Consider the following 11,986-nt stretch of genomic DNA (forward strand, 5'->3'; position numbering starts at 1 on the left):
CGCTAGGGTCGGCGTCACTCACAGGGAGGAACCCGCATGGGATGGTTGTCGGCCGTCGACGGCTACGAGGTGGCGCTCGTCGGTGGGCCAATCGGTGGAAGAGTGACGAGCCGCCGGGTCGGTGGGCGTCCACTGAAGACGGTGCCGAAGGCGGTCCGCGACCACGACGCGACACAGGGCCTGATACAGACCCAGGAGTGGTTGGCGCGGCACGATCTCGCCTGCCGGGCCGAGGTCGAGAAGTGGCTCATCCGGTCGCTGCCGGTGCCGGTCGCCGCGCTCACCGCCGTGTGGCCCGACCCGTCCTGGCGGGCGCCGCTGGCCGACGTCATCGTCGCGCCCGTCGACGACGACGGCACCTGGCAGCTCGACGACGCGGGCTTCCTCCGCGATGCCGACCCGGCCCGCGGCCTCGGCGTGGTGAACCTCGACGGCGACTCGGTGTGGCTCACGCCGCGGCGGGTGGCGGTGCCGCACCCGGTCATGTTGGAGGAGCTCGACGACCTGCGCGAGTTCGCCACCGAGCTGGGCCTGTCGCAGGGCACGCCGCAACTGCACCGCGAAGTGTGGGCGAAACCGGCCGGAAAGGACGCCCGGGAGGCCGAACTGGCGCGGTACTCCGGTGCGAAGTACGAGGAACTGCGCCACCTCTCGGCGCGGGCGAGCAATCACGGCTACAAGGTGCGCGGTGGATCCGCCGTGTGCCAGGTGTGGGAACGCGGCGGGCAGACCGTCGCCAGCGTGTGGATCGGCGACTACGACCCCTGGTCGGAGGCGGAGACCGGTCAGCTCGAGTTCACCACCTCGGCCGGCGGGGCGTTGAAACTCGACGACGTCGGCCCGGTCGCGTGGTCGGAGGGAATGCGGATGGCGGCCGCCCTGTACGCCGGTCGGAGCATGACGGAGGAGCAGTCATGAAAGACAGCGACGTCGTTGAGGCGGGCGGAATCGGTGCGGTGCCGGCCGACGGTGCGGCGCCCGCCGACGGTGACCTGCTCACCGTGCGCGTCTACCGGCATCCCGGCTTCGGCGACGACGGGCCCGACCGGCCGGTGGTGCGGCTCGTGCCGTCGATGCTCGGTGCGGCCGAAGACCTCACGATGGGCTTCCTCGGCTTCAGCGAACCCGAAGACACCGCCGCGGTCGGCACCACCGGCCGGCAGGCGCTCGGCTTCCCGGCGTGGGCGCTGGTGCACGATCCCGCCAACGGCAGGCACGCGCTCGCGCTGGTGAAAGACCTGCGCAAGCTCGCGAAACAGGCCGCCACCAAGCCGTCCGCGGCGATGGACGGCTACCGCGCGCTCGCCCGTCGCCTCGACGGCGCCGCACCGCAGTTCCTGCCGACGTACTGGGAGGAGGCCGGTCGGGCGCTGATCGCCGGCGAGAACGTGCGGTACGCGTCCACCTGCTTCAACCTGGCGCGCGAGGCCGAGCAGGCGCACGCGCTCGCCATCGACGAGGATCGCGTCGCCGAGGTGTTCCTCGAGTACGCGATGGCCGGTGCGTTGCCCGTCAAGGCGATCAGCCAGTACGCCAAGGATCTCGCCGCCCGCAGCAAGCCCGACGCCGCGTTCGAGCGGTTCCGCACCGTCACACTGCGGCGAGTGGCCGCCGGTCTCGCGCCGTACGCGGCACTGCCGGCCGAGCTCAAGCGGCTCGCGACCGCCGCCGGCCTCGACGCCGACACGGCCGTGGAAGACGTTGTCGTCGAACTGCTCGGCCTCGCCGCCGTCGCGCGCAGCGCGCCGGGCACGTGGAAGGCGCTGGCACCGGTCATCGTGCGGGCCGCGAAACGGCGTCCGGAGGTCCGGGGCCGGCTGCTCGGGATCGTCCCCGACCCGCCCGGCTACGGCAACGACATGACCGACGAGTGGATCGACCTGCTCGTCGCCGCCGGTGCCGACGCCGGCCTGACCGATGACGCCGAGCCACCGGCGGCCAGCCCCGACGGTGCGGCCGGTTGGCTGGAGCGCATCGCCGGCACCCGGGCGCGGCACTGGAACCTCGCGCGGTCGGAGAAGTTCCTGTCGCTCGTCGGGCGGATGGTTCCCGCGCTGTGCGGCGCCGGCCGGCCGGTGCGGCTGCTCTCCGGTCGCCGCGTCGACCTCGACCTGGTCGACCTGTGCCTGGCCGGCGACGTCGACATCGCCTCGGCCAAGGACGTCGACCTCGATGTCACCCGGTGGGTCGACGACACCGCGCCGGGCGCGCGCGACCTGGTCGCGCTCGCCGCCGACGAGCGGTTCACGGCGACGCTCGGCCGGGCGACCGTGCAGAGCCTGCGCCACTCCGGCGCCGACCGGCTGGCCAGGGTCACCGGCACCGCCGGGCTCCGCACGGCGCTCGCCGGCTGGCTGCGCGCCCATGCCGACGCCGTGCCGGCCGACCCGACGCTCAACGGCCTGAACGACTACGCCAACGAGGTCTCGTGGGTGTCGACGGCCGCCGCCACCGCGGTCGAGCCCGACGCCTTCCGCCGGATGGCCGCCGTCGACCTGGCCGCCGGGCTGGCCCGCACGCTGCGCACGGGTCTGCTCGCGGAGTTCGTGTGGCCGGTGCTGGAGGAGGCCCGCGACGACCTGCCGAACAGCGCCTCGTTCAACGGGTCGTGGCCGAACCTGGTCGTCAAGGGCGAGAAGAAGGCCGTCGTCCTCGGCCCGTCCCGGGTGGTGCTGAAGCACCCGTACCCGAAGAACACCAACGACTGGTGGTACCGGGAGACCGCCTGGATCCCGGGCGTCGACCGCCTGGTGGTCTGGACATATCACGGCACCGCCTACTGGGCCGACGCGCCCGACCACCGGTTCGAGGGCGGCATCCAGTCGCAGGGGCCGCTGCGGGCGCTGGCGCTGCCCGACGGCGGCGCCACGTTCGGCGGAGCGCCCTGGCCGCCGGGCGACGAGAGTTTCCCGAACGCCCACCCCGTGATCAGCGACGGCACCCGGTACTGGACGTTGCGGTACGCCGACGACACGGGCCGGTGGTTGCCGTACGACCCGGTCACCGGCGCGGTCACGGCCGGCGACCCGCCGGAGTTCTTCGGCACCGGCCCGCTGCTCAACGGGCTCTGTGACCTCGTTCCGGCACCGGCGGAGTTCGCCGCGTCGCCGTTCGGCTACGCCGACGGGCTGGTCGGTTGGACAGTGCGCGAGAACCCCGACGGCGGCCGCGTCGGCACCCGGATCGACGGGCGGGAGGTCGTGTTCCCGGCCACCATCTCCACGCACCTGGATCCGGTCGGTGGGCTCCTCTTCCCGGGCGCCGACCGGCTCTGCCCGGTGGTCGGCCACGGGTCCGGTCCGGGCCAGCACGGCTTCACCGTGTACACGCCGGCCGGCGACCAGACGCTCACCTCCGGCTCGCCCGGCCGCAGCGTGCCGCCCACCGACTGGTGGCACGCCTGGCAGGTGCGCGACGAGGCCGGTTCGGCGGCGCTACGCGCGGTCGACACCGGCGCCGTCCGGGCCGCCCTCGACGCGGTCGTGGCCCTGCAGGAGGCCGCCGAACTCGCCCGCCTGCGCCGGAAGGGCGCCGTGGCGGTCGCGGTCGGCGACGACGAGGACGACGAGCCCGACACCCAGACCAAGAAGGAGGCCGCGGCCGCCCTGGCGGACGCGGTCACCGCGGCGGTCACCGGGGCCTTCCCGGCGGTCACCGCGCCACGGCTGCGGCGGGCGCTCGTGTCCGAGTTCACCGACGCCGGCCGGCTGTCCGTGCGGCTGCGGAGGCTGCGGGCGCTGGCCGACGCGCCGCCCGCGGAGCAGCCGGTGCCCACCGTGTCGACGACGTTCGACCCCGAGGTGCTGCGGAAGGTCCTGGTCGACGTCCACGACTCCGTCTGGCTCAACGACGCCGACTGCGTCAACGCGGTGGCCCAGTTGACGTCCGTCGCCGGCGTGCTGGCCGGTGGCAAGGCGCGGAAGTGGCGCGACACCGACGTCAACTGGCCCGAGCTGCTCGGGCTGCAGGACCGGATGGTCCTGCGCGCGCTCGCACCCGGCATCCCGGCCGTCGAGCGGGAGACGCTGAGCACGCTCCTCGGCCTGCTCGCCGGCACCGGCCTGGCCGAACCCGACGGCACCGTACGGGTGCTGCGGATCAGGGCCGACAAGAAGGCGTACACGGTGCCGCAGGTGGTCCGCACCGGCGAGCGCACCCTGCTGATCCAGCGCCGCACCGGCTACAGCAACTACACGTTCATCGCCGTCGAGCACGACCCGAGCGGTCAGTTCGGGCCGGTGGCCGACGGGAAGATCAGCACCGAGACCCGGGTCACCTGGGGCGGGCGGAAGCGCATCGACGCGGTCACCGCCGCGCTCGCCGCGCAGGGTCCGCCGCCGTGGTTCCTCGACGCGGTCACCAGGCTCGCCGAGGAGTCCGGCATGAGCCGCGGCACGGCCGCGCTGGTGCTCGCGGGCGGGCCGAACATCAACAGCCACGAGGCCAACTTCCTGGCCAAGGAGACCCGTACGACGCTGGGGATCTCGGCCACCGAGGCACGCAGCGGCCGGGCCGCGCTCCAGGCGATGAAGGCCGACGCCCGGCACCGGCTGCTCCTCGCCGCCATGCCCGACGACCCGGCCGACCTGTGGACCACCGGGCCCGACGTGGCGGCGGTGGTCGCGGTCTGGCGGCAGGTCGTCGGGGCGCGGGTGGCCGTCCCCGACGAGGTCCTCACCGAGGTCAACCGGCTGCGGCGGTGGGGCAGCCTCGACCAGTTCGTGATGGACCTCGCCGGCGGGGCCGGCTGGCTCAGGCCCGGCAAGGCGAAGTCGATCGGCGACAAGGTGTCCGAACTCGCCCTCGTGCTGCCGTGGCTGGTCTACCGCCTGCCGCGGGAGAACGCGCTGCGGGCGGCGGTTCCCGGCTGGTACGACCAGGCGCGTGCGCTGCTCGCCGACCCGGCGGCCCACGTCAACGCCGGATACCTGCGGAAGGAGACGCCGCTGCCGCCGGCGCTCACCGCGGGCAAGCCCGACAGCGACGGCGACGTCTACTGCACGCTGCATCCGGCGAAGCTCAGCGGTCCCGACGACCCGGCGCTCGCGATGTTCCCCGACGACGACGATGTCGCCGGCATCCGCCGCCTGATCGACCCCGGAACGGCCGAGCTGATGGAGTCCGTCCGGGCCGACACCGGGCGCACCGGCTGGGCGCAGGACCCGACCACCGAGGTGCCCGACCTCGTGGCCGAGGTGGCCACGCGGCACGGCCTCGGCGCCGACGCCGCCGCGTACTACCTGCAACTGTTGGCGTTGGGCGATCCGACCGACCGGAACGTCCAGCGCTGGACCGGCTGGGCACCGGCCCGGCTGAAGAAGGCCCGCGCCGAACTCGTCACCGCCGAACTCGTCGTCGAGGCCAAGCGCGACCGGGCCGGACGCACGGCGTTCCTCCCCGGCGGCTGGCGGAAGACGCCCGGCGTCGAGGAGTGGAAGGTGCCCGGAAACGACGAGGGCATCGACACGCTCGCGCCGCTCGTCGCCCCGTGCCGTCCCGTCGCCGCGCTGTTCCGGGCGGCCTGGCAACGCGTCCTCGACGGCGACCCACCCCGCCTGCGCGCGCTGACCACCCGATGACCACATCGAAAGAGGAGAGCCCGATGTCCCCGACGGCCCACCGGCAGATCGATCCGCCGGAGTTCCGGTACGCCGACGAGTTGGAGTTCCTGGCCGGCTCCGACAGCGGGCCGCGGCCGCCCGGCTGGAACCTGACCCCGCGCGCGGTGGTCACGTTCATCGCCGGCAGCGGCGGTAAGAAGGTGACCGGCAAGGGCGGCGCGCGGATCATCGAGGCGAAGTTCGTCGGTGACCGGTCCCTGGTCGAACGGTGCGTGGTGACGCTGGCCGGCGAGCGCGGGCTGCTGCTCGTCGGCGAGCCCGGTACGGCCAAGTCGATGCTGTCCGAACTGCTGTCGGCGGCCGTGTGCGGCACGAGCGGCCTGGTGGTGCAGGGCACCGCCGGCACCACGGAGGACCAGCTGCGCTACGGCTGGAACTACGCGATGCTGCTGGCCAACGGTCCGAGCCGGGCGGCGCTGGTGCCCTCGCCGGTGCTCTCCGCGATGGCCGCCGGCCGGGTGGCCCGGGTCGAGGAGGTCACCCGGTGCCTGCCCGAGGTCCAGGACGCGCTGGTCTCGGTGCTGTCCGACCGGCGCATCGCGGTACCGGAACTGTCCGATGTGGACGATGCCGTCGTGCACGCCGCGCCCGGCTTCACGCTCATCGCCACCGCGAACCTGCGCGACAAGGGCGTGTCGGAGATGTCGGCCGCGCTCAAGCGCCGGTTCAACTTCGAGGTGGTGCCGCCGATCGCCAGCCTCGACCAGGAGATCGCGCTCGTCGGGCGGCAGGCGAAGGCCGTCGTCGAGCGGGTCGGCGCGGCGTACACGGTCGACGCGGCGGTGCTGGAGGCGCTCGTCACGGCGTTCCGCGACCTGCGGTCCGGGCGGTCGGTCGAGGGCTGGGCGGTGGAGAAGCCGTCGACGGTGATGAGCACCGCCGAGGCGGTGGCCGTCACCGCGTCGATCGGCCTGGCGGCGGCGTACTTCCCCGGCGACCGGCCGTCGGTCGGCCTGGTGCCGGAGCACCTGCTCGGCGTGGTGCGCAAGGACGACGAGGCCGACCGGGCCCGCCTGCTGTCCTACTGGGACGGTTCGGTCCGGCGGCGGGCCGAGGCGGGGCAGGGTCCGTGGCGGGAACTGTGGGAGTGCCGTGGCGTCCTCGAAGGCTGATCTCGAACTGCCCGACGAGGCACTCGAACGGCTCGCCGGGAGCACGGCGCCGTTCCTGATCGGCGTGCGGCACCACTCCCCCGTCCTGGCGGCGGCCGTGCCCGCCCTGCTCGACGGGTTCGCCCCCGACCTGTTGCTGATCGAGCTGCCCGAGGAACTCGGCGAGTGGCTGCGGTGGCTCGGCGACCCGGCGACGGTCGCACCGGTGGCGCTGGGCGCCGCCGCCGACGACGGTCGGGGTGGGCTGGCGTTCTACCCGTTCGCCGACTTCTCGCCCGAGTTGGCCGCGGTGCGGTGGGCGGTGCGCAACGGCGTCGAGGTGGCGACGTGCGACCTGCCGCTGAGCGACCCGGGCTGGGCCGAGGCGGGCACCTCCGACGCGGGCGGCACCGACACGCTGGCCGCCCGGCTGCGGGCAGGGCAGACCGGCCGGGCCGACGACGACATGTGGGACCGCCTGGTCGAGGCGGCCGCGCCGGGTTGCACGCCGGAACAGGTCCGGCGGGCCGCGCTCGCGGTCGGCTGGGCCATCCGCCGCGATGCCACCGGCGACGGCGATGACGCCGATGGCGGCGACATCCGCGACGGCGGTCGCGGCGGCGGTGGCGGGGACGCCCGGGGCGGCGGCGCGAGCGGTGGCGTCCCGCCGATGGACGCCGCACGGGAGCGGTGGATGCGCGGGCGCGTCGCCGCGGCGGGTGACCGTCGGGTCGCCATGGTCGTGGGTGCCTTCCACGCGCCGGCGCTGCTCGCGTCCGAGGCCGGGCCCACTCGGGCGGAGGCGACCGCCAGCAGCACGGTGACGTCCCTGGTGCCGTACGAGTTCGGGCTGCTCGACTCGCGGTCGGGGTACGGGTCGGGCATCCGCGATCCCGGCTGGCAGCAGGACGTGTTCGAGTGCGGCGCCGAGCCGGCCGCCCTCGAAGGCATGGCCGTCCGGTACGCGGTGCGGGTCAGTGTGGGCCTGCGGGCCGCGGGCCACCCGGCCGGGCCCGCCGAGGCGCGGGAGGCCGCCCGGTTGGCGATCGACCTGGCCCGGCTGCGCGGCCTGCCGGCGCCCGGCCGGGGCGAACTGGTCGAGGCCATCGAGACGGTGTTCGCGCAGGGCGAGGTGCTCGGGCGCGGGCGCGCGGTGGCCGAGGCGATGCAGGAGGTGTTCGTCGGCAGCCGGTACGGGCGGCTCGCGCCGGGCACTCCGGAGTCGGGGCTCGTGCCGGCGGTGCTCGCCGAACTCCGCAAGGCCCGGTTGCCCGCCGAGAACGGGGCGGCGCGGTCGCTGCGGCTCGACCCGTTGCGGTCCACATTGGACCGTCGGCGCGAGGTCCTGCTGCGCCGGCTCGCCGTGTGCGGGGTGCGGTACGGCGTTCTGCAGGAGTCGGGCGGCATCGGCGAGACGCTCACCAACGTCTGGGACGTCGCCTGGACCGCGCAGGTGCGGGCCACGATCGCGGTCGCCGGCATGCGCGGGGTCACGCTGCCGCAGGCGGCCGAGGGGTCGCTGAGCCTGGCCCGCCGGGCCGAGGTCGACGCCGGTGGGCCCACGCCGTCCGAGGCCGTCGCCGGTCTCGTGCTCGCCGCCGCGTGCGGGCTGCCGGCGATGACGGCCACCCGGATCGACGACGTGGGCCGCGTCGTGGCCACCGTCGGCACGTTGCGCGACATCATCACGGCGATCGCGGAGACGGAACGGATCGACCGCGGCCACGTTCCCGGCACGCCCGAACCACCGGCCGGGCTGCCGGCGCTGGTCGAGACGCTCGACGCGGCCGCCGTGCGGGAGGTCGACGGGCTGGCCGGCGCGCAGACCGTCGACGAGGCGCGGGCGCTGGTCGAGGTGGTGCAACGGGCCGAGGGCACCGGCCGGCTGATGCGGCTGCACGCGTCGTTGCGGCGGTTGAGCGCCGACGGGGAGCCGCTGATCCGGGGCGCGGCCGGCGCGGTGTCCGTCCTCTGTGGACTGGAACCGGCCGCCGTTTTCGGTGAACGGCTCGCGTCGTGGCTCGACGCGCCCGGCGACGACGTGGTGCGCCTGCTGTCCGGCGCGCTGGTGGCGGCCGGTCCGCTGCTGGCCACCGGTGGCGACGCGCTCACGCCGCTGCTCGACCGGGTCGAGTCGATGCCCGACGCCGACTTCGTGCGGCGGCTGCCCGGCGTGCGGGGCGGGTTCGACGCGCTCAGCCCGGCCGCGCGCGACCGGCTGCTCGCCACCGTGCGCGACCGGGGCACCGACATCTCCGAGGCCGACCTGGCCACCGACCCGCCGATCGCGGCCGTCGGCTACGACCTCGCCGGGCGGGCCGCGGTGAGCGAGTTGTTCCCCGGGTCCATTGTGGACGCAGGGCGAGATGCGCAACGCGTCATCGATGAAGGTGGGCGACAGCCGCGACAAGCGGATGGCGCGCAACTGACGACGGCCGATCGTTGGCGGTTGGTCCTGGGCCGGCAGCGGAACGCGATGCAGAGTGCGGCCTCCGGACGGCTGGCGCGCACGCTCGACGAGTTGTACGGCGGCGGTCACGGCGAGGGCTCGCGCACGATCGACGGCTCCGGCGGTGGTGGCGGACGCGAGGCGCGGTATCCCGACGTGCGGCACTGGCGCGACGAACTCGACGAGTTGTACGGCGCCGACGTGTGCCAGGAGGTGCTCGGCTGGGCGGCGGCGAACGGGCGGCTCGACGCCGTGCTGGAACTCGACACCGAGAAGGCGCGGCCGTCGGTCGACCTGCTGCACACCGTGCTGAGCCTCGCGGGTGCGTTGCCGGAGAAGGAACTGGAGCGGCTGCGCCCGCTCGCGAACCGCGTCACCCGCGAGTTGGCCGAGCGGCTGGCGACGCAGATGCGTCCCGCGCTCAACGGCCTGACGGTGCCGCGTCCGACGCGGCGCCGCGGTGGACGGCTCGACCTGCCGGGCACGCTGCGCGCCAACCTGGCGACCGCGCGCCGCGACGACGACGGCCGGGTGCTGGTGATCCCGGAGCGGCCGGTGTTCCGCAGCAAGGCCCGCCGCAGCATGGACTGGCGGGTGATCGTGCTGGTCGACGTGTCCGGCTCGATGGAGCCGTCGACGGTGTGGGCGGCGCTGACCGGCTCGGTGCTGGCGGCGGTGCCGGCGCTCACCACGCACTTCGTGACGTTCTCGACCGAGATCGTCGATCTGTCCGACCACCTGACCGATCCGCTGGCGCTGCTGCTGGAGGTCCGCGTCGGTGGCGGGACGCACATCGCGGCCGCGCTGCGGCACGCCCGCACCCTGATGACGGTGCCGAACCGCACGATGGTCATCGTGGTCAGCGACTTCGAGGAGGGCTTTCCGGTGAGCGACCTGCTGGCCGAGACACGGGCGCTGGTCGAGACCGGCTGCCGCCCCATCGGCTGCGCCAGCCTCGACGACCAGGCGCGGCCCCGGTACGCGGTGGGCATCGCGGAACAGCTGGCCGCGGCCGGGATGCCGGTGGCGGCGCTCAGCCCGCTGCGGTTGGCCCGGTGGGTCGCGGAGCAGGTGTCCGCATGATTCCGCCGGTTCCGCCCGGGGTGGTGGCCGACGCGGTCGAGGCGTTGCCGTCGCGGCTGCGTAAGAAGCTCGACGAAGTGGTGGCGAAGGCCGCGGCGTGGCCGGTGTCCACTGTGGACGGTGGGGTGACGGTCGCCGTCGACGAGGCCACGGTGGTGACGCTGCGGGTGCCGGTCGGGTCGGCCGAGGATGTCGTCTGCACGTGCCTGATGGCGCCGCGGTGTGCGCACCGGGCGGCGGTGCTGAGCCTGGCTCCGCCGGCCGACGATGCCGCCCCCGGTGAGGCGGCGCAGGAGCCGGCGCCGGCGGAGGCGGAGGCGGAGGAAGCCGCGCCGGAGGTCGCCACCTTCACCGCGGCGGAGATCGCCGCCGCCGGTGGACTGTGGGCCGCCGGTTCCGCGGTGCTCACCCGGGGCGTCGCCGGTGCTGGCGCGGTCCAGCAGGCGGTGCTGCTGCGGGCCGCGCACGAGGCGCGGTCGCTCGGGTTGCACCGGGCGTCGGCGGCGGCGATCCGGGTGGTGCAGGCGGCCCGCGCGGCGCATGCCGACGATCCGGCGTTCCGGCTCGCCGACCTGGTGGCCGCGTTGCACGAACTCCTCGAGGTGAGCCACCGCATCCGCCACGGCAGCGGGTCGTCGGCGTCCCTGCGCGGTGTGGCCCGACGGTCCTATGTGGAGTGTGGCGACCTGCGGCTGTACGGGGTGTGCTGCGTGCCCGTCCTCGATTCGACGGGGTACGCCGGCGCGGTCACCTACCTGACCGACGCGGGCGGGACGCTGTACCAGGTCAACGACGTGACGCCGGGTGGGCTCGAACTCGCCCGGGGCCGCCCCGACAACCCGGTGCGCATCGGCGAGGCCCGCCTCACGTTCCGCGAACTCGGCCGCGCCGGCCTGTTCGTGTCGGCGGCCAAGGCGTCGGCCGACGGGCGGCTCAGCAACGCCGGCACGGTCCGGGCCGTCCGCGGTTCCGGTCGCAGGTGGACGGACGACCCGCTCGCCCGATTCTGGCAACGGCCGCTGACCGACCAGGTGTCGGCGTACCACGATGCTCTCCGGCTGCCGATCGAGGAACGGCCGGCCGGTCACGATCTCGCGTTCCTGGCCGGCCGCCCGGGTCCGGCCGACGCCGCCGAGGTCCGCTTCGACACGGCCGACGGCCACCCCGTCCACCTGGTCGCCCCGACCGACGACCCGGGCCTGCCCTACCTGCGCAACCTGCGGATGCTCGCCGAGGTGACCGGCACGGTGCGCGTGGTGGGCCGCTTCGTCGGCGACGGGCGGGTGGAAGCCCTGGCCGCCGCCTGGGACGGCCTCCCCGACGAGCAGTCCGGCCACGTCGACCTGGGCGTCGACCAGATCGTCCGCACCTGGCTCCCGGCCGCGACCCAGGAATCGGCCGCGGAACCCGTCCCGGACCTGCCGGCACCGCCCGCCGCACCCCCGCCGGAGCTCCCGCTGTACCTGCTCTCCCGGCGGGTGCAGCGAACCGTGGAGGGCGGCGCGCTCGCCGCGGCCGGCGCCCGCCGCGACGCCGTCCGGCTCACCGCCGCGGGACTGCCCACCGCCGCCGGCCTCGCCCGGAGCCTGGACCGCCTGGCGGTCGACCGTCCCCGCGACGAGTTCGGCCGGCCGGCCGCGCACACCGACGAGTTGGCGACGACCTGGCTCTCGGCCGCCGCGTACCTCGACGCCGTGGCCGCGCGGGTCGCCACCGACAGCTGGCTGGCCGCCGGGTCCTGA

General features: G+C 74.9%; 5 protein-coding genes. All 5 read left to right on the forward strand.

Annotation, left to right across the window (positions count from 1 at the left end):
• The first annotated feature begins 36 nt into the window (after positions 1-36).
• From Vau01_RS43040 to Vau01_RS43060, 5 genes are read left to right on the forward strand one after another with little or no spacing between them, the layout of a single operon-like run.
• On the forward strand, positions 37-918 hold the full coding sequence (locus tag Vau01_RS43040) for a DUF4132 domain-containing protein (protein WP_204005857.1): 882 nt from the start codon (positions 37-39) through the stop codon (positions 916-918).
• A complete protein-coding gene (locus Vau01_RS43045) occupies positions 915-5,579 on the forward strand; it encodes a hypothetical protein (protein WP_204005858.1) in 4,665 nt (1,554 codons plus the stop codon). The genes Vau01_RS43040 and Vau01_RS43045 overlap by 4 nt, the downstream gene beginning before the upstream one ends.
• Before the next feature lie 23 nt (positions 5,580-5,602).
• Positions 5,603-6,733 (forward strand): ATP-binding protein, encoded by a 1,131-nt coding sequence (locus Vau01_RS43050; protein WP_239152307.1) that lies wholly within the window; start codon positions 5,603-5,605, stop codon positions 6,731-6,733.
• A complete protein-coding gene (locus tag Vau01_RS43055) occupies positions 6,714-10,244 on the forward strand; it encodes a DUF5682 family protein (protein WP_239152308.1) in 3,531 nt (1,176 codons plus the stop codon). Before Vau01_RS43050 ends, Vau01_RS43055 begins: the two co-directional genes overlap by 20 nt.
• Positions 10,241-11,986, forward strand: a complete 1,746-nt coding sequence (locus tag Vau01_RS43060; RefSeq protein ID WP_204005860.1) for a hypothetical protein — start codon at positions 10,241-10,243, stop codon at positions 11,984-11,986. The genes Vau01_RS43055 and Vau01_RS43060 overlap by 4 nt, the downstream gene beginning before the upstream one ends.

This window comes from Virgisporangium aurantiacum (genome assembly GCF_016863635.1).
Lineage (GTDB): Bacteria > Actinomycetota > Actinomycetes > Mycobacteriales > Micromonosporaceae > Virgisporangium > Virgisporangium aurantiacum.

Bases quoted from the DNA above. Each gene is read 5' to 3' on its own strand.
- Vau01_RS43040 (WP_204005857.1), top strand. From the start codon at position 37: ATGGGATGGTTGTCGGCCGTCGACGGCTACGAGGTGGCGCTCGTCGGT.
- Vau01_RS43045 (WP_204005858.1), top strand. From the start codon at position 915: ATGAAAGACAGCGACGTCGTTGAGGCGGGCGGAATCGGTGCGGTGCCG.
- Vau01_RS43050 (WP_239152307.1), top strand. From the start codon at position 5,603: ATGTCCCCGACGGCCCACCGGCAGATCGATCCGCCGGAGTTCCGGTAC.
- Vau01_RS43060 (WP_204005860.1), top strand. From the start codon at position 10,241: ATGATTCCGCCGGTTCCGCCCGGGGTGGTGGCCGACGCGGTCGAGGCG.